This is a genomic window from Paenibacillus sp. FSL K6-0108 (assembly GCF_045040695.1).
GTDB classification, from domain to species: domain Bacteria; phylum Bacillota; class Bacilli; order Paenibacillales; family Paenibacillaceae; genus Paenibacillus; species Paenibacillus pabuli_B.
Genome location: NZ_CP150288.1, coordinates 4,336,864 through 4,357,235 on the forward strand (window position 1 = coordinate 4,336,864; position 20,372 = coordinate 4,357,235).

The 20,372-nt window shown below is 44.1% G+C and carries 15 protein-coding genes; 1 reads left to right on the plus strand and 14 read right to left on the minus strand.

All coding sequences use genetic code 11. The features are described 5' to 3' along the window. Positions 1-124 precede the first annotated feature (124 nt). The 10 genes from MHB49_RS19455 to MHB49_RS19500 form a co-directional block, all read right to left on the minus strand. Positions 125-664 carry a cysteine hydrolase family protein gene (locus MHB49_RS19455; protein ID WP_405152640.1) on the minus strand — a complete coding sequence of 180 codons (540 nt, stop codon included), beginning with the start codon at positions 662-664 and terminating at the stop codon, positions 125-127. Positions 665-921: 257 nt separating this feature from the next. After that, a complete protein-coding gene (locus MHB49_RS19460; protein WP_405152641.1) occupies positions 922-2,220 on the minus strand; it encodes an NCS2 family permease in 1,299 nt (432 codons plus the stop codon). 303 nt (positions 2,221-2,523) lie between these two features. Further along, the gene (locus MHB49_RS19465) at positions 2,524-3,408 is read right to left on the minus strand and encodes a carbohydrate ABC transporter permease (protein WP_405152642.1); all 885 of its coding nucleotides are present in this window, start codon (positions 3,406-3,408) and stop codon (positions 2,524-2,526) included. A 22-nt stretch (positions 3,409-3,430) separates the two neighbouring features. Further along, a complete protein-coding gene (locus MHB49_RS19470; RefSeq protein WP_405152643.1) occupies positions 3,431-4,321 on the minus strand; it encodes an ABC transporter permease in 891 nt (296 codons plus the stop codon). An 81-nt stretch (positions 4,322-4,402) separates the two neighbouring features. Next, positions 4,403-6,085 carry an extracellular solute-binding protein gene (locus MHB49_RS19475; protein ID WP_405157190.1) on the minus strand — a complete coding sequence of 561 codons (1,683 nt, stop codon included), beginning with the start codon at positions 6,083-6,085 and terminating at the stop codon, positions 4,403-4,405. A 145-nt stretch (positions 6,086-6,230) separates the two neighbouring features. After that, positions 6,231-7,394 carry a response regulator gene (locus MHB49_RS19480; RefSeq protein WP_405152644.1) on the minus strand — a complete coding sequence of 388 codons (1,164 nt, stop codon included), beginning with the start codon at positions 7,392-7,394 and terminating at the stop codon, positions 6,231-6,233. Then, on the minus strand, positions 7,391-9,151 hold the full coding sequence (locus MHB49_RS19485; RefSeq protein ID WP_405157191.1) for a sensor histidine kinase: 1,761 nt from the start codon (positions 9,149-9,151) through the stop codon (positions 7,391-7,393). Before MHB49_RS19485 ends, MHB49_RS19480 begins: the two co-directional genes overlap by 4 nt. A 157-nt stretch (positions 9,152-9,308) precedes the next feature. Continuing rightward, positions 9,309-11,252, minus strand: a complete 1,944-nt coding sequence (locus MHB49_RS19490) for a glycoside hydrolase family 127 protein (protein ID WP_405152645.1) — start codon at positions 11,250-11,252, stop codon at positions 9,309-9,311. 274 nt (positions 11,253-11,526) lie between these two features. Then, positions 11,527-12,504: an alpha/beta fold hydrolase gene (locus MHB49_RS19495; RefSeq protein ID WP_405152646.1), complete on the minus strand. Its 978-nt coding sequence runs from the start codon at positions 12,502-12,504 to the stop codon at positions 11,527-11,529. 190 nt (positions 12,505-12,694) lie between these two features. Further along, a complete protein-coding gene (locus MHB49_RS19500) occupies positions 12,695-13,123 on the minus strand; it encodes a MarR family winged helix-turn-helix transcriptional regulator (protein WP_405152647.1) in 429 nt (142 codons plus the stop codon). A gap of 158 nt (positions 13,124-13,281) precedes the next feature. On the opposite strand from MHB49_RS19500, the gene MHB49_RS19505 reads away from it, so the two are divergent. Then, on the plus strand, positions 13,282-14,592 hold the full coding sequence (locus MHB49_RS19505) for an amidohydrolase family protein (RefSeq protein WP_405152648.1): 1,311 nt from the start codon (positions 13,282-13,284) through the stop codon (positions 14,590-14,592). A gap of 159 nt (positions 14,593-14,751) precedes the next feature. Here the strand turns inward: MHB49_RS19505 and licT are convergent, their stop codons facing one another. The 4 genes from licT to MHB49_RS19525 all read right to left on the minus strand — a co-directional run bounded on the left by licT (position 14,752) and on the right by MHB49_RS19525 (position 20,289). After that, positions 14,752-15,594: a BglG family transcription antiterminator LicT gene (licT, locus tag MHB49_RS19510; RefSeq protein ID WP_405152649.1), complete on the minus strand. Its 843-nt coding sequence runs from the start codon at positions 15,592-15,594 to the stop codon at positions 14,752-14,754. A 77-nt stretch (positions 15,595-15,671) separates the two neighbouring features. Then, positions 15,672-17,120 (minus strand): glycoside hydrolase family 1 protein, encoded by a 1,449-nt coding sequence (locus MHB49_RS19515; protein WP_247897789.1) that lies wholly within the window; start codon positions 17,118-17,120, stop codon positions 15,672-15,674. 1 nt (position 17,121) lies between these two features. Further along, positions 17,122-19,014 carry a beta-glucoside-specific PTS transporter subunit IIABC gene (locus MHB49_RS19520; RefSeq protein WP_405152650.1) on the minus strand — a complete coding sequence of 631 codons (1,893 nt, stop codon included), beginning with the start codon at positions 19,012-19,014 and terminating at the stop codon, positions 17,122-17,124. A gap of 294 nt (positions 19,015-19,308) precedes the next feature. Beyond that, a complete protein-coding gene (locus tag MHB49_RS19525; protein ID WP_405152651.1) occupies positions 19,309-20,289 on the minus strand; it encodes a VanZ family protein in 981 nt (326 codons plus the stop codon). Between the last annotated feature and the right edge of the window lie 83 nt (positions 20,290-20,372).

Below are 20,372 nucleotides of genomic sequence, written 5' to 3' on the forward strand. Positions count from 1 at the left end.
AATTTATGAACTGAATGTGAATCGCTTTGTACCATACCACTCTGGCTAACTCTATGATTCTCACAGATATCTTTATCGGAATTGCTGATAGATTCATTAATACTTCGCTTCGAGGTAATACTTTTTATTTGGGAACCGACATGATGATACTCTGAGTATCTGTTAAAGAAACAAACCAGTTTTGCAGGACATTGTTATGGTGTAATATGATTTGATCCGCATTCAAGGATGATGAAGCCGTGGTACTATGACCATCTTTTACTAGAATAACGTCATATCCCAAGCTAAATGCTCTACGACATGTGGCATCAACACATATATCAGACTGAATTCCGGCGACAATAAGTTGATTAACGCCTAGCCGAATTAATTGTGATTCAAGCTCTGTATCTTGAAATGAGTCCGGGTAGTTCTTTTCAATTTTTACATCTTGAGCGATCAAGGGTAACGTGGGATGGAGAACCCACCCTGGAGATGTTTTTGAAGTTGATGTCCCTGATTTGCCATTATGCTGAGTAAGTATAACTGGGATCTTACTTATGTGCGCCCAACTAATAAGTTGCTTGATATTGGATAATAATTTACCACTATCGTAAATAAAGAGAGGATTTTGAAAAGCCCCGGCTTGTACATCGATGATCAACAAAGCAGGCTTGTAGATCATAACTATTCCCTCCTCATCCTGGTTACTTCTTCATTAATTTCTAGAGGTTAGAATTGCCTGTATTGATAATTCTATTCATGATTTTTGAAGGAAAGCCAGTCAGAAATTTAGACGAATATCCGCTTATGCCGATCACTAATTTGACTTAGAATTACAGTAGAAGATTGAAAAAGGCTGTGATTTTGAACAAAACATAAACAATTCAAAAAGGAGAACTGGCTGTAAATAAGCAGTTCTCCTCTTTATTAAACAATGTCTTAGTGATCCAGGAATACAAGCTGAATAAAGAACAAGACTGCAAAAATGTAGAATATCGGATGAACATCCTTGCCTTTTCCGCGAAGCAGCTTGAGTACCGGATAGAAGATGAATCCAACGCCAATCCCTGTCGCGATACTGTGCGTCAGTGGAGTAAGTATGATGATCAGGAAGGCAGGAAATGCCTCCTCAAGATCCTTCCAATTAATTTTGCTGATTACGTTAATCATAAAGTACCCAACTATAATCAAAGCCGGAGACGTGATCGCCGGAATGCCTGATATCACACTTACGATGGGTGCAAAGAACAAAGTAAGCGCAAGCAGTATACTTACCGTTACCGCCGTCAATCCCGTCCTTCCTCCAGCAGCTACACCTGTGCTGGATTCAATATAAGCCGATGTTGGACTCGTTCCAAGTAAAGCCCCAGTTGTAGTTCCTACAGCATCTGCCAATAATGCACCGCGTGAGCGCGGAAATTTACCCTCCTTAAGCAGTCCCGCTTGTTCAGCAACCCCGAGCATCGTTCCCGTTGTATCAAACAGCGTGATCAGCAGGAAGGTAAATATGATCGTATACAAACCATTAGAAAATACGCCTGCCAGATCCAGTTGGAAAGCTGTTGTCGCGAGGCCTTGCGGCATGGAAACAATTGATTCCGGCATCTGAAACAATCCCATGATCCAGGCAAGTATTGCTGTAACCACCATTCCGATAAACAGATAACCTTTTACATTATATGCCATTAGAGCAACTGTAATAATTAACCCGATAATGGTCAGGTAAGTCATGGGCTCAGCCAAATTTCCGATGGTAATCAAATTGGATTCTGAATTGGCTATGATCCCGGAATTTTGCAAGCCTACTGTAGTAATAAAAAGTCCGATGCCTGCAGTTATTGCATGTTTTAGGCTCGCAGGAATGGCATCAAGGAGCATGTAACGAAATGAAGTAAGCGATAAAATAATAAACAAAACCCCCGCTATAAATACCGCTCCCAGTGCAACCTGCCAAGACACCCCATATCCAGCAACTACACTATAGGCAAAAAATGCATTCAGACCCATACCAGGCGCTATAACGATTGGATAATTGGAACCTATCCCCATGATCAGCGTCGCTACAATACTTGCCAACACTGTAGCAATGAATACGCCATTAAAGTCCATCCCTGTGCTGCTGAGTATTCCTGGGTTAACAATAACTATGTACACCATTGTAAAGAATGTCGTAACCCCTGCAATGATTTCTGTAGAAAAGCTTGTGCCTCTTTCTTTTAATTTGAACCAATTGTCCATCGTAAAGCCAACCTCCAACTTTCAAATTATTCTCCAAAAAATAAAAACAAAAAAAATCCTAACATCGTATAGGATTGTTATATTATCGCTCCTATATTCGTCATTAGGATTTAACAGCTGATCTGAAACCAAAATCATGATGCTCATATCTGTTTTAACCTGATGTCCATTTCGAATTTTAATAAACATAACACTCATTGTCAACGGAATAACCTAATTGTTCACAGTAATTTACGAACTATATACATATTATATTAATAATTCATTCGTATAATAGCCATATTGGTATCATGAAAGATTCAATTACTCCTTCACCGAACCTAACGTAATACCGTGAATGAAAAATCGTTGCAGGAACGGATATACAACAAGTACGGGGAGCATCGCAATGAAAATTTTTGCAGCATTCAGCGTTTGATTGGACAACTCATTCAAGCGCTTATATTGGTCTTCTGTCATGTTGGACGCATCGATGACTACAACGAATTGCTGAATTAATGTTTGCAGCGGATAATGATCCTGTCCTGAAGTCAGCACCAGACCATGAAAGAACTCGTTCCAGTGATACACGATGGTGAACAACGTTACCGTGGCCAGTACAGGAACAGCCAGTGGAACATAAATGGTGATTAACATTCGCCACGGCCCTGCCCCATCCACGAGTGCAGCCTCGTCAAGCTCCTTGGGCAAATTACGGAAATAGTTTACGATCAGAATGACGTTAAACACGGGCACTCCTCCGCCTAGAACAAGCGCCCAAATCGTATCATAAAGCCCAATCGCTTTCACGGTCATATACCAGGGAATCAGGCCCCCGTTGAACAGCAGCGTAAACACGAGAATCCACATGAACACATTGCGCATACGGAATTCGCGCGGGCTCCGCGACAGCGGATAAGCCATCATCGTTGTCACGACAAACGTGATTGTCGCACCAAGCGCAACCCGCTGGATGGAAATCCAGAAGGAATGGAAAAAGGAACGGTCACCAATAATTTGCTGGTATGAATTAAAGTTGAAGCCAACGGGCCATAACCAGACTTTCCCCGCAGCTGCAGCCGATTTTTCACTTAAAGATACAGCCAGCGTATACCAGAGAGGCAAAATACACAGAAAGGCGATCAGGAGCAGCACGACCAACAGCGTGATATCAAACACCCGGGATCGCAGCGTTGTTTCTCTTATCATCTCGCTCGACTCCTTCTCATTGTTAGAATATTCGGTAATTGGCGAACTTCGAAGCTAGCAGATACGAGACGATGATGAGGACAAAACTGACCACCGATTTGAGCAAGCCAACCGCGGTCGCTAGTCCGTACTGCATGTTCAGCAGCCCTTCGCGGTATACCCAGGTATCGATAATGTCGCCCGTCGAGTACAGCAGCGGATTGTAAAGATTGAAAATTTGATCAAAACCTGCGTTAAGTACGTTCCCCAGACTTAACACCGCTAAGAGCACAATCGTAGTACGCAAGCCTGGCAATGTCACATGCCATATTCTGCGCAACCGGGTCGCTCCGTCAATTGAAGCAGCTTCGTACAGGGATGGACTGATGCCCGTCATCGCGGCCAGATAGATAATCGTGTTGAAACCAAACTCTTTCCATACGTCACTGCCTACGACAATAAACGGGAACAGGTCTGCCCGGGCGAAAAACAGCACGGGTTCAATCCCCAACGAGTTAAGCAGTCCGTTGACAGGACCCGTGTACGAAAACACGTCAAGCAATATGCCGGACAGGATGACCCAGGACAAAAAGTGCGGAAGATACACGATCGTTTGAACCCATCGCTTTACCGCCAAAAGACGCAGTTCATTGAGCATAATGGAAAAAATTAACGGCACGATCAGATTACCGGCTATTTTCATGACGGCAATATACACGGTATTAAAGAAAATGGTCTTGGTATCGTTCAAGCTGAACATGTATTCGAAGTTCTCCAGTCCGATCCAGGCTGATTTCCAGATGCCTTGGCCGGGATTAAAGTCCTGAAAGGCGATGGCAATCCCGAACATGGGAATGATGCTGATGAACAGCAACCACACCAATCCGGGCAGCAACATGATGTAATAATGTTTAATGAAACTTCCGTTTCGCATCCGGTGTTCCTCCTCCGCATTCTCCGACCCTTTTCTTCTCAAGAAGAAGCGCCGGATGAGCCCGGCGCTCTGGACAGCTGCCTACTTGACGTAATCTTTGACTTCTTCAGTAATCTTGTCTCCGCCTTGCTTTTTCCAGTCGCTGACGAACGTATCGAATGTATCCAGAGGGGCCGCTCCCATAATGATCTTTAGGAAGGTTTCATCCTCCAGCTTTTTCAGGTTTGACCAGCGGCTTTCCATCGTGCGTGTCTGGGAATACAGAAGGCTATATACCTTGTTGTAATCTTGCTGCAAGGATGAAGAGCCGACCAACAGTGAATAGATGCGGCTCCATATGCCCAGATCGGCCTGAGGGTCCCAATACTGGATATCCATATTGTCATACGGCTCCTTCTTTACCTTTTTGACATTCTGAATATCTGCTGCGAGCAGTTTGTAACCAGGATCGGTAAAGTCTTCCGGTTTTTTCGAGCCAGCCAGCACTTCCTGCAAAGCTTTCGCCGAATACTCGCTCTCATCCATGTAGGACATCGGAACACGCAGCGGGTAGTGTCCTACTGGCACCGAGATATCGAATTTTGACTCATCCCGGATGAGCAGGTTCAGCATTTTGACTACAGCTTCGGGATGCTCATATCCTTTGCGAACGACAACGAATACGGTAGAAGGAGCTCCCATGTGGGCGTTAAATTGGCCATCTGCATCCAGTGGCAGCAGATAAGCTTGCCAGTTGGCTTCAGGGTCATTTTTGATCGCATCCGGCAGAGGTCCATATCCCATCCACCATGGAGCGAAAAAGATGCCTGCTTTGCCGTTGACTACAGGCTCGGACGCGCTTTTGCGAATGCCAAGCTCCTTGTCAATCAGGCCGTTTGCATACATGTCGCGCAGTTTGGCGAGTGCCTCCTTCGTTTCTGGCAAAATGGAACCATAGACCGGATTGCCTGTATCGTCCTTTAACCAGTAACCAGGATAAGCCTTGTACGCTCCAAAGATCGGATCAAGCCCATACGTGTTATTCGTCGACTCCAGAAAATTGGCGTATAATCGGCCGCCGTTCTGTTGTCCGGCAATACCGATTGTATCGTTCTGGCCGTTGCCGTCCGGATCCTGTTCCACAAATGCTTTCGCAACATTCTCCAGTTCCTCCATCGTTTTTGGCGGCTCAAGTCCCAGCTTGTCAAGCCAATCCTTGCGTATCCACATTTGGTGAACACCGTCGGAGCTTACTTGTATACTAGGCATAGCATACATTTTTCCGTCGAATGTCACTGCCTCGGCCGATACGCCGTTTGTTTTTTCCATATAACTTTTCATAGCCGGGGAAGCATATCGATTAAATACATCGGTAAGGTCCTCCAGCTGACCAGCCTTCACCATTGCCCGCAATTGAGTGTCCTTGACCACAAGCGCATCAGGCAAATCGTTACTCGATATTGCCAGATTTACTTTCTGCTCGTAGTTCGTTCCCGTGGCTGCCTGCCAGGTTACCTTGGTATCAATGTTGAGATTATCCTTCACATAACGCGAATACTGGTTATTCTCCGGTGTATCTCCGGCGGGCAGGCTTTTGTCCGTTGGGTCGACCTCTTTGCCATACTTCAGGGTAATCGTCTGTTCATACTTGCCGAACGGATCTGCCGGTCCTTCTTCAGCAGCGCGAGGCGTAGTATCATTCTCTGCCGTTCCGTTTTCCTTGTTGCCTGTGCTGCTGCAGGCGCTCGAGAATACGAGCAACAGCATCATCGCCATCATGACCATTTTTTTGCCCAAATGATGATCCCCCTTTAATGGAATGTCACTAGCGTCCAGCACCAACAATATAACACGGCCGGAAAACGTTTATGGATAGAGAACCGAACGAGAAACGGGAGGTGAAACGTCCGATTTTGATAACGCTTACAAATCATTCATCCCCCCTACTCTCCATCCATCTACCCTCTTCTTGGTGCTTGCGGTACTCGCTTGGCAGCATGCCCACCTGCTCACGGAAAATCCGACTGAAGTATTTTTCGTCCGCATAACCCGTATGCTCCGCAATCCAGACGATCGGTTTGGCTGTTTGGGTCAAATAATCCCGTGCTTTGTCAATCCTGGTCTTGCGAAGATACTCATTAAAAGAATAACCGACCATTTCCTTGAAACATTGATTGAAATAACTGCGGCTAAGATTAACCCGCTTGGAGACATCGCTAGCGAATAAAGGGTTTTGCAGCTCGTCATGTACAATTTTGACGGCGGTCATGATGCTGCTGCTCACCTCCTTGCGAAAGTACTGACCACCCGCTATTACAAGAGCTTTTGCACGGAAATCAGCCATCCATTCCACCACCTCTTGCCAACAAGCAAACTGAACCGGTGTGGTCATTTCCGTCCGGACAATATTTTTAAAAGTACGGTTCCAGTCTACGGTTACGCCGTAAAGCAACTGCATTAATCTAGTCACTGGCAATTTCATCATCTTCAACTGTTGCAGCAGTTCTTGCAGATTCCGATCATCATGAACCCATTGAAATGAATGCAACTTGTCCTTTATGCTCTCATCTCTCGCTTCAACAAATGTCGTTCCAATCTGTTCACATTCGTAGTTCGATTCGTTCAGCCATGGTGTACTTCTTTCATCCTCCCTGTAAAACTGTGCATCTTTATCGAATTCCGATACAACATCGTCATTTAAACGTTTTCGTCTATCGGCCTGGATGCGATCGCGGATGCGACCAAGCACTTTGTCAAAATGTTCCTTCTCCAGCTGCACTTTGGCGATGTAATCGATGGCACCCAAACGCAGTGCTTCCTGAATGTATTCAAAATCCTGATGCAGCGTCAGAACAGCAATCGGCAAATCCGGGTATTGCTCGCGAACGATACGAATCAACTCAATCCCTGACATGACGGGCATGGCAAGATCAGTAATTACTAGATCCACACGGTTATCAGACAAAAATTCAAGTGCCTTCTCTCCATTGCCCGCTTCGCCAACGACCTTCATTTCAAATGCATCCCAAGGCATCGCGAGTATGAGCCCTTTGCGCACAAGTTGATCATCATCGACGATCAGCACGTTGATCATGATGGTTCATCCTCTCTCCAATGAATCGGCAGCCCAATGACAATCCGGGTCCCTTTTCCCGGTTCACTTGATACTTTTAGGCTGGCGTGGCCTTCGTAATAAGACTCAAGCATACGCTTGACATAATTCATGCCTATTCCCATCCCAACCCGATGGCGTTCAGCGTGTTCCTGTTCCAGCAGTGCTTTGATCTTGTCCTCTGAGATACCTCTACCGTTATCCTTAATCGATATTTCAAGCCGATGGATGTATCTGCTTACTTCCACTTCAATCCTACCTTTGTCGTCCAGCCCGTGATACAGCGAATTTTCCACCAAGGGCTGCAGGATGAACCTCGGTACCGATACGTTAAGCAGTTCATCATCAATGTGTATACCAACATCGAATTGAAAATTGTACCGGATCTGTTGAAGAATGAGATACTGTCTGAGCGAATCAATCTCTTCACGAATGGTAGAGTTCTGACCTCCCTTACGCAAATTGTAATACAGCAGCTTATTCAGTGAAGTCACGAGTCGGTCAATCTCCTCCTGCCCATTCATGACAGCGAGCCAATGAGCGGTATCCAGTGTATTCATCAGGAAATGCGGATTAATCTGGTACAGCAGTTTTTCAATTTCCAGATCCGCCCTGCGTTTTTCTTTCAATTCCACCTCGGAGTATAGCCTGGCAATGTGCGACTTCATACGCCCGAACTGGGTCAGCAGCATTTCAAATTCCGGTATGCGTGACTCCGCGTTTACCACGTTGAAGTTGCTGTTGAGCATCTGCTTCATCTCCCGATGGAATTGGGCCAATGGCCGATATACCATCTTCCATAACAACCATCCGATGGTCACACTGACTGCAGCAAACAGTACGGTCAACAAGATCATTTGCATCACCCAGCGGTTTTTCTCCTGATCATAATCGGCTTTGGATACCAGGGAGACCACGCTCCATCCCTGATTGCTATATTGCCTGTACCAATAATAGCCTGAGGCAATCCCCGAAGCTGTCATGGTAACCGAGGATTCTTCTTGACGGGGAAAGGTCGCGTTTTCAGGGAAAACACCCCTTAATTCACTGTACGAGACCCGTCCATGATTGTCCAAAATGAGATGCGCCGTTTTTTTGCTAACATCGTCTAAGTCGAGGATACTCTGCGTGAGGTTAAAGCCGGATTCAATGTATATGTAAGCATCTTCGCGTTCCGGCAAATCCACTTTACGCAGTGCAGATAGGACGTATTGGTCGTTAAACCTGTCGTTGCTGATATGAGGACCGAAATACGTGATTCCATAATAGCTGACCATGACCGGCAGCTTGTCCGGGTGAAATGAATCCTTTACCCCCATTGTTTCAAAAAGAAAAGTATCGTCTTCACGAAAATAGTACATGGATAATCCAATATTGGGATTGGTAAACGCGATCAGGTTCAGTTGGTATTTGATCTGGTCGGTCAAAAAACTGCGGTCATAAGGTTGATCTTCAATCATAAGCTGCTCCAGCTGTTTGCCGATGCTTCCTTCAAAGGCCAGTTGCTGAGAGGCATGGTTTAGGTTGCTGAGTGTGTTTTCCAGAGATAACATCACCTGTTTCAGATTACTTTGGATGCCGGATTGCAGCTTATTCGTCAGGATGGAATTGATCGTTCGGTAGGATAGGTAGCAGGATAAGAGGAAAGGAATGAGGGATACGGCCGCGAAAAGCAAAAGAATTCGATTTTTTAGCGTGATTCGATCCATACGGGACTTTCGTACATGGTCTGTGTTCATGCATTCATCTCCGCTTCCGGGTTTCAGCATGCCAACATGACCGAAGGACCCCGATACAAACAAGGGGCCTTCAGTCATGCCAGGCGTGAAACCACGCGTAATGTTCAGTTGCCATGCAACCTTTTGAAACGGTAAGTTCACTTCAAAGGCACTCGTATCAGTTACGCAGCCAGACGCTCATTTCACCCGGCTCGCGGTTACCCCACAAGTAATAAGGGATCGCTGTAAAACGTACCGGAATGCGAGGTTTGCGGATGGGCTGGTACGGCTGATCCTCCGGCCACGCCGATCCATCGGAAGCTAATGCATCGCCTTCCACCACAATGCATCCTCCGAGTAGATTCGGTGCTTTACGCTCCGTCAGGTTGGCTGATTCGGCGATGGATAACGCAGCAAGCGGTACTCCGTTATCGGCCTCTTCCACGCAATAAACGAGCGGTCCGCGCTGAATGGCGGCTTTGCCTGCATCAGCCCGAATTTTCGGATGAGCTTCAATCAACTGTGTTTCCAAGGGCAGCAGCCACTCCAGTGCATCTCCTTCCGACCAAGACCGGTGGATGTGAGCATAACCGTTGTTTACCGTATACGCTTGCACTTCTCCATTCACTCGCAGAACAGGCTGCCCGCTCTGGAACCAGTTAGGAATCCGCAACGCAAGTGTAAAGGTAACCTTATTGGAATTTCCCGGAGCAAGTGAGACGTTGAAGTCAACTTTACCGTCCCACGGGAGCTCAGAACGTTGACTAAGCGTGACTTCCTGGCCTTCGGCTGATGTAAACTGCACCGTGCTGCCAATGTACAGATGAACGTGAACTACGTTCTCTTTCGTAGACAGATCATAGATATAATCGTTCAGCGAGCTGAGCAAACGGGCCACGTTTGGTGGGCAGCAGGAGCAGCCAAACCACTTTTGGCGGACCGGTTTCACATGGTGCTTGTCCGGATTGCGTTTACTGGCCTCCGGCCATACTTCAAGCGGATTGACATAGAAAAAATGTTTGCCGTCCTTGGACATGCTGCCAAGCACATTGTTGTACAGTGCACGTTCCATCACATCTGCATACTCACTTTTCGCTTCCAGTCGAAGCATCCGTCTCGCCCAGAAGATTAGACCGATGGATGCGCAAGTCTCCGCATATACGGCATCATTGGGCAAATCATAATCGAAGGTGAACGCCTCGCCCAGATGTGTCGCACCGACGCCACCCGTAATATACATCTGTTTGTGAGTTGTATTGGCCCACAGCCGCTCACAAGCTGCGCGCAAGCCCTCATCCTTCGTTAAGTAAGCAAGATCAGCCATTGCTGTATACATATAAACGGCACGTACGGAGTGTCCGACCGCAGCCGTTTGCTCGCGAACAGGCAGATGTGATTGGTACATCTCCAGATTGGGCGAACCCTGGGACCAGATGCCCGTTCTGCCGCGTCGTTCCCACTCCTCAACGAAGTAACTCGGGCTGCTTCCCCGCTCATCGATGAAATATCGACTCAGATTCAAGTAGCGTTCCTCTCCGGTTGCATGATACAGCTTGACGAGCGCCAATTCGATTTCCTGATGTCCGCAATACGCGCGTTTCTGGTTTTCTCCTGTACCGAACAGGCTATCAATCAAGTCCGCGAAGCGAGATGCAATGTCGAGCAGCTTTCGTTTGCCAGTCGCATCTGCATAAGCCACCGCAGCTTCAATAAGATGCCCCGCGCAGTATAGTTCATGAGCCTCATAGAGGTTGGTCCACTCTTGGCCTGGTTCCTTGATCGTAAAATAGGTGTTGATGTACCCATTATCGTGCTGGGCTTGACCAATCAGATCGATCACTCCGTCCGCGATGTTCTCCAGTTCGGGGTCGGAGTGACTCCGCAGCGAGTAAGCAACCGCTTCCAACCATTTATAAAGATCGCTGTCTTGAAACACCCATCCTCCGAAATCACCCTGTTCCAGACCGGCAGCAATTCGAAAATTACGTATGGCATAGCTTGGTTCTGCTCCTTCAATACGATCGTTTAACGCTTCCCATTGATAAGGAATTACCGTTTGGCGAACCAGTTCGGAATAGCCCTCCCAAAATTTGTCCTGGATAAGAACCTGAGTTGTCTGCATCAAAAGTACCTCCTATATTAATTGACTCTTTACGATCTCAATTATATGCTCAGCAATACGGACTTAATAGGAATGAAATGAACTAATTTCTATAAAATATAACACAAGTGAATGAGCATCCCCACCACTGCATATAGGAGCTTACGGATTCATCTCACCCCCCCACGGACCTTGATCGAAAAAAATAAACCGACTCTTATGAGACGGTTTATTAGTCAGAGGTCATTGAATCGGTAGGAACCTTTTCGGCACCGTACCTTGATGATCGACCATACTATTGGATTTGTTTCATATAATCCTTGAAGTCCTTGGCGATCTCTTTGTATTTTGTATGATGCAGGTAATGCGTTCCTTCCATCGGGATCATTTTACCCTGTGCGGATTGTTTGGCTTGCTCCTCATGGAGCGGAACCCACTGCTTATTGTGCTCGTTATTCGATTGAACGAAGAGAAGAACTGGCAAATCATGAGGGTAGGTAAGTTTTTCAGCATTTTTGAAATTGGAACCGAGGTGTCGAAGCTCATCGACCATCGTTGGATTGGTCGAGACCTGATTCGAAATCAAGTGCATCTGTTCTTTGGTATGCTCATCATAATCAAGCGATTTATACGGGTCTCCGCTCAATGCTTTGAGTAATCTCATCAGACCCGATTTTTGAAGAAACTGCATTGACTTCAAAGGCAATTTGACATCCATGCCGGGTTGATTGGGAACACTGCTATCAATGCCGACAAAAGCAACAACCTCGTCCGGATAGCTGTTCACATAGGACACCGCGTAAAGTCCGGCAATGGAATGTCCCATCAGAATGTAACGATCAATACCAAGCTGCTGCACAGCTTCATGAACTTCGCTGACGATATTCTTCGTCGTTCGTTCTTTCTCGGTTTCATCGCTTAATCCATAGCCGAAAGGCTCGACCACCACAACTCTATAGTCAGGGGATATCTCATCAATCAGCAATTTGAAATCGTGTGCAGGTGTCGGGGTTCCTTGCCCCGGAAGGAGCACAACGGTTTGTTCTCCGCTGCCTTGAATGAGTACATTCATATTTTTACCATCCACATTGATATACTGACCATATGATTCAATATTCTTTTTCTCGACCCCGTTACTGATCGCATTGACTACAAACACAATGCCCATGAACAGCACAAGCACCCCGACAATTCCTCCAATTATTTTTAGCCATAAGTTCCGTTTTTTGCGGCTCTTAGTCCCTGTTGTTTTGGTTTCCACTGTTTCTGCCACGTTCATCTTCTCCTGTCCTTGCATCTGTATAGTCGCCTTGACGACATAGCTAAAGTGTAATCAAGGAAGATGTCCTCTTCATGACGACAATATGAACGGAGTATGAACAAGCCCAAAACCGAAAAATACCATATTAAATAAAAAAGCCGCTATTTATTAAGCGGCTTTTATTACAGGAATCGTGTCTTCTTTATATACGCTCATTGATTTTGATCAACAATTTTTTTAGGACTTGCTTCTCCTCGTCGGTAAGGACTTGAACGATGTCTTCCTCCACCTTTTGGAAAGAGTCTTGAAAGTCTTCAATCAGTGCCACCCCTTTAGGTAATACATATATATTTTTCTGGCGCTCATTATTGGCCGGTATTTTGCGCTCGATCAAGCCTTTTTGCTCCAGACCTTGAAGCATGCTTGTTATGCTCGCCCGACGTAAATGAAACCGTTCTGCTAAATCCATTTGAATAATATTGTTATTTTGGTTCTCGTAAATATAGTCAATTACTTTTCCTTGTTGAGCGTTTAACCCCAACTCTTTTATACTTTCGTCCGCTCTTTTCTTTAACTTAAGACCGATAATCTGAAACAAATCCAGATAAGGTGTCTCCATTCGGGATTTCATGATCGTCCCCCCCAGTCATTGTTAGAAATCTAATTGTTAGTAACTAAACTATACAGTGATCCTTTAGGCTTGTCAAAAAAATATTAGTTTGTTGACAGTTAGTAATCTAACAGTTATTATTCAAATTGTTAGAAACAAAACAATGTGGAGGGATTCAATTGGAGAAGATAACTCAAAATGCTGTATTAAAACAAGTTAAGGTAATTACAAATGTACGAATCTTTGACGGGGACCAAATCATTGCGCCCAGACATATTGTCATTCAAGGAGAGTCTATTACTTCAGTTGGCGGAGACATTCCAGCCGATGCAACGATTATCGATGGAGAAAATGCCACACTAATGCCAGGTCTGATTGATGCGCATGTCCACACTTCAATCGGCGGATTACGAGATGCCTTAAAATTTGGCGTTACAACCGAACTTGAAATGAACGGTGATTTTACCAAAAGAGGACGTGAAATTCAGTTAAAAAATGTGATTGACGTCGCAGACGTCCGTTCTGCTGGTACAGCAATCACCGCTCCGGGAGGGCACCCGGATGAATTACTGCCAGATTCAGATGAAATACCCGATTTTGTACTAAAGGAACTAGAGAAGTTATCGGAGGAAGACCGAGAAGCGATGTTGGCAGCATATGCTCACGATCACGAAGAAATACCGCAAGTGACAACGGTGGAAGAAGCGATTAAACATGTGCATACCCAGGTGGAGAATGGAGCCGACTATATTAAGATTATGATTGAAGAAGGAACGGTCATGGGTGCACCTGGTCTGCCTGTACTAAGCGACGAGATTCTACAAACCGCTGTGACAGAAGCTCACAAGTTCGATAAACTGGTTATCGCCCACGTTTTGACGGCTCGTTCATCGCAAGAAGCTATCGATTTTGGAGTCGACGGTTTGGGCCATTTGTTTATCGATAGACCCGAGTATACGCCTGAGTTAGTGAAATCCATAGCAACTTCAGGCGCTTTTGTCACACCTTGCCTGGTGTTGAATTCTTCAATTATTGGAAACCCGGCATCAGAATTGGCAAATGATCCGCGTGTTTATTCCAAATTAAGTCCGGATTGGATCGATATTTTGAACTCAAGCTTCAATACATTCCCTCAAGGCAATATGGAGAACAGCTTTAAGAATGTGATGGATCTTCACCGTGCTGGAGTTGATATTCTGGTAGGGACGGATGTCGCACCGGTTCCTGTTCCAAATCTTGGCGGCCTTGCTCATGGGGCTAGTGTCCACCATGAAATGCAGCTGCTGGTGAAAGCCGGGTTTACTCCGATCGAAGCTCTTCAATCGGCTACTGCCAAACCGGCCCGTTGCTTTGGTCTTCACGATCGTGGCCGTATTTCCGAAGGAGCGCGCGCAGATCTTGTTCTCATAGACGGTGACCCAACCACTAATATTTCGGACACCTTGTCGATCAAATCCGTGTGGTTCAAAGGTTCGCAGCAACTAGATTAAGTACTAATGTTTTCGTCATGAAGCAATTTAAAACTCCCCCAAAAGTGAAGTGATATTTTGGGGGAGTCTCTCCGATCTTAAACATATCCCTTCATTCATTTCGGATACCCTTCTCCCCTTTGATTGGTTATTGAAAAACACAAATAGCCCACGACAGCCTCATTCGTTTGATTTCATTAATAAACGGCTAATATGAATGGTCAGATAAATCTGTTCCTCTTTAGTCAATATGAATTTAAATGATTTCTCAATATATGATTTAATAACTAGCGTACATTGATGCTCCTTGGCAAAGGTCGAGCTTATATTGTCATATAGAAAGAAATTATCGGAGTCTAGTGTTCGTTCCTCTAATAAACGTTGGGCCAGAAATTGTAGATGAGTCACAAAACGGGAATAATTGATAGAATTCGTGTCTAATTCAATGGCAAAATAATGATTGATGATTTTGGTAACATCTTTAATAAACGTTGTTACAAAGATCACATCCTGTAAGTTGCCTTCATTATTTTGTGCATTTACGATATGAAAAGCAATATTACCTGCCTCTTCTTCTGGTAATTGAAGTCCTAAACCAGATTCGATTTCTTTAAGTGCCAGAAGACCAATCTCGAATTCTTTAGGATAGAATTTTTTGACTTCCCAAAGTAATCTGTTTTGCAAAGTAATGCCTGACTTAAAGCGAATGACCGCCAAATGAAGATGATCTGTTAAAGAGACATATACTGAATCGAAAAGCTTTAAACCTAAAGTCTTTTCTGCCACTTCAACAATGCGTCGTGTAATTTCCAAGTACTCTGCAGGCGTTTCTTCCATCAATTTAATCAAATTCTCTGAAACGGACTGGTCCTCAAGAACATAAATTTTTTCGATTTTGGAAGAATCAAGACGATTACCAATCTTGTTGTTGTATCCTATGGCTTTGCCCATGACAACGACATCTTCACCGTTATCCTTCTCTGCAAGAACAATACTGTTGTTCAAAATTTTGATTATCTTCATACTGAAATTAGCAGCCTCCTTAAAACTACATAAACTCAGGACCCACATCTGCAGGTCCTGAGTTCATCAAGCTGGAGTTAAAGGTTTTCTCCGTTGCTCGCGATGACTTCCTTATACCAGTTAAATGATTTCTTTTTGATTCGCTTCAAGCTCCCAGTACCGTCATCATGTTTATCCACATAAACAAAACCATAACGTTTCTTCATCTCTCCTGTACCAAGTGAGACTGAATCGATGCAAGCCCAGCTGGTGTAACCAATCAGATCAACGCCTTCTGCAATGGCTTGCTTCATTTCTTTAATATGCATCCTTAAATAATCAATACGATAATCATCATTAATATCCCCGTTCTCATCAAGGGTATCCACTGCACCCAAGCCATTCTCTGCAATCATCAAGGGTACTTGATAACGGTCGTAAAGGGTATGCAAAGTATATCTCAATCCGATTGGATCGATCTGCCACTTCCACTCGCTCTCCTGGAGGTATGGATTCTTAACTCCACCAAGCAGATTTCCACCAGTCTGTTCTTGGTTTGGATCTGAGCTCACGCAAACAGACATGTAATAACTGAACGTTGTAAAATCCACAGTTCCTGTTTTTAGAATTTCGGCATCACCTGGTTCCTGATGAACGCTAACCCCCTCCTGCTGGAAGAATAGTTTCGAATAGGACGGATAGTATCCACGATGAAGCACATCTGAACAAAAGTAAATTTTCATCTGCATTTCCCGGGTCGCTAGCATAATATCTTCAGGGTTACATGTCAGTGGATAAAACGTAAAGTGTGTCAACATGGACCCAAATTGGAAATTCGGATTGATTTCCTTGCCTTTCTTCACCGTCAAAGCCGAAGCAATAAATTGATGATGCAGTGCTTGGAAACGAAGCTGGGCATTGTCTTTGGTCAGGTCGATCAGACTACCGTTTTCATCCGAAATAATCCCGCCCGCTTGATAAGCTTTATGTGAAAGAGTGATACAATTAATTTCATTAAAAGGAATCCAATATTTCACATCATCTTTATATCGGTTCATGATGACCTCGGAATACCGCAAGTAATGCTCAATCATCTCTCTGCTCGCCCAGCCGTTAATCGTTTTGGAAAGATGAAACGGAAATTCATAATGAGCGATAGTAACCAAAGGCTCAATATTGTATTTTTTCAACTCGGCAAAGATACGATCATAGAATTCAAGCCCCTTCTGATTAGGCTCCAGTTCATCCCCATTCGGGAAAATTCTTGTCCAGTTAATAGAAAACCGGAACATCTTGAAACCCATTTCTGCAAAAAGTTTGATATCTTCTTCATATCGATGATAAAAATCGATTGCTTCATGGGTAGGATAACGCTCGGCCGGGTCCATTTCCAATGTAATTCTGCGTTTTTGATGAATGGAGCCACCTGTAAACATATCTAGTGTACTGACGCCTTTCCCATCTTCATTCCAAGCCCCTTCGATCTGATTGGCCGCAGTAGCTCCTCCCCAAAGAAAACCTTCTGGAAACTGATATAAATCTTTCATGTTAGATCTCTCCTTTTGTTAGTGTCATGATTGCATCTCCAGGTTGTACACTTGCGGGTGAGTTCCCCTTAATTTCAGAAAATTGGTCTGTATTTGTTACGATCATCATTGTGGTTGTATCCAAACCAAAAGCTTTAATCGCATCCCTATCGAATTCGATTAACTTGTCTCCTTTTGATACGGCATCACCGGTATTTACCAATGCTTTAAAACCAGAACCTTTCATTTTCACGGTATCAATTCCAATATGAATCAACAGTTCAACACCGTTATCCGATACGAGCCCCAACGCATGTTTGCTTTTGTACAAGGGGGAGACGATCCCGTCCATCGGGGAATAAAGGATGTTGTCTTCAGGCAAGAACGCAATTCCTTTGCCCATCATCTCTTTGGAAAAGACTTCGTCTGAAACCTCACTGAGCGGAATACTTTCTCCGCGAAGTGGAGCAAAAAGGTTAACCGTTTCCGTTTTACCTGAAGCTGCAGTTTGGGAAGAGACATTAACTTCTGGCTGAGCACCAGGAGTATTGACAGTTTCGGCATTCGAATCCACAGGATCATTAAATCCAATGAATCTCGCAATAATAAATGTCGCAATAAATGAAATAATTAATGTGATAATGGCGATTAGAAAGTTATTGTCCTCTCCAACGAACATGGGAAGCGAAGCAAGCCCCGGCCCCACTGTCACATAAGCTTTAAGCTGCATCAATCCTGCGAAAATACCTGCAATCCCTGCTCCTGCCATGGCAGCATACAATGGTTTTTTAAGCTTCATCGTAACACCATATAGTGCAGGTTCAGAAATACCAAAGGATGCAGTTACTCCGGAAGAAATTGCAAGCTGACGCAGTGATTTGTTTTTTGTACGAGTCGCCACAGCAAAGGAGGCAGCACTCTGGGCAAAGTTCGAACAAAGATGCGCAACCAGAATCAACATGTCATATCCGGGGTTGGCGATACTTGAAACCATAATCGGGATAAACACCTTGTGAATACCCAGCGATACAAAGATAGGCATTAATACCGCTAATATAGCTACCGCAACAAATCCAACATGCTGCTGAATCAACAAGATACCTTCTGTGAGTCCGTTACCCAAGAAAACACCGATCGGTCCGAGCGCCAGAAGCGCTACAGGTCCAGTGATCAATATAACAATGAGTGGACTAAGGAATATTTTCACCACACTAGGTGATACCTTGTCTGCAAAACGCTGAATATAACCCATAAATAATACGATCAAAATAATCGGCACCACTTGTCCACCGTAATTCGCAGGAGTTACAGGAATACCGAACAATGAAAGTGGATTGCCTTCAGCAAATAATGCTGTAATTTTTGGATGAAGTAATGCTGCACTGACTGTCATGGCTAGTGGAACACTCGACTTGAACTTAACAGCTGTAGAATAGGCAACCAGAACAGGCAGGAAATAAAATGCAGCATCTGCAAGGTTATTAAGAATGATATAAGTTTGTGAATCTATACTTAGAATTCCGGTCATTGAACACAACAGCAGCAGTACTTTGAGCATCCCTGCTCCCGAAACTGCAGGAACAAGCGGTTGGAATATAGCTGCGATGACTTCCAAAATGGAACCTGCACTAAATTTCTTTTTAGAAGGCGTTTCCTTATTGCTTGTAGATGCATCTCCACTTTGTGGTAATTCCCGATATACGTAGCTTACGTCGTTTCCAATGATCACCTGGAACTGCCCGCCGCTATTCACGACACCGATTACTCCATTGATGCCTTCAATTTCCGTTTTGTTTGCTTTTGCATCATCCTTCAGTTTAAATCTCAAGCGCGTGGAGCAATGATATACGTTTTCAATATTTCCTTGCCCGCCTACACCATTTAATATCTGGGATGCTGTTTCTTTATAGTTCATCGTTATCCCCTTTTCTCGAGTTATCTGAAAAAAACGAAAAAGGCCTGAATAAAGTAGAGGACAGTACATCAACATGTACCATTCCAATACTTTATCCAAGCCTTGCCTGCATTATCAGTAACACACTCGGTAAGTAATTGTATGAAGTTGTAAAATAAAGAAACTCATTTTCATTCCGGAATAAAGCGATTTCATTTACATGAAAGAATACTACATGATAATTTTATAAAAGTAAAGTACTTATTTTCGTGCTCAACTCGATTTCCTATAACAGAAATCCTGGGGGTGAGATTGTCAAAAGAGTGATTTAACAAGGTTCATTATTTTTTGCCCTGTGTTCACCTCTGTTAAAGTAACATCCCACATCACAATATTTGTAGACGAATCAGAATTAGTACTGTAAAACGATATAGTAAGCTCACTTACACCTTGGATCGGTATCTGAAAAGAATCCGGTTGATGCTCGCCTCCAAGACTTAAGGAATAAATTTCAGTTCCATCTGCAATAAAAATGATTTCGTTTCTGGAACTGCTGGCACCATAGATAACATCATTAGGCACAACAACGTCCCCTCTTAATTTGGTATAGTTACCATTCAGGTGATATGAAAATGTATTAAGTTTCGCATTCTTTGTACTGTACAAATTAATTAGTGGCTCCACTTCGGTTTGACCCGCCGAAAAACGGGTGAGCTCCTCATCCCAAAGTACGGTACCATCTTTCACCGGAAGTTTATTTAAGGCCACAATTTCTCCGCCAGCTTGATTCAAATAATAATTGATGCCACCAACTACACCAATCGTAGCTATGGACATGACAACCGCAATCAGGGCGATTTGAAACATACCTTTCCATGCATCTCGGTGACGCGTAACGATTCGTTGTGACCCATAACCGACTGCAGCACCTAAAGTATTAATGATAATATCATCAATATCGAAAGCTCCCAGTCGGGAAATCATTTGAATGGTCTCCAGAATGGTGATACACAGAATAAAACAACTGATAAACCGAATAAAACTGCAGCGAAACAATAGTGGAATAATTATTCCGAATGGTATAAAAACGATAAAATTCCCCAGCTCGAAAAACCAGATTCGAAATTCCCTACCTACTGGTAAGTGTAAAGGAATTCCCTCCGGAATTAAACTGTATCGCATACTTTGGTCTGAAATAGAGGATCTATCGAAACCGACAAATAAAAAATAGAAGGTTACGGCAGTACACAGCACTAACAACAAAATCAATATTTTACGAATATTCCCTTGATACATCAGTACATCCTTTCTTTAAATGGACTCCTTTATATTGTAGATTACAATACTCAGAAAATATGGTCCACCATTAATGCCTTAAA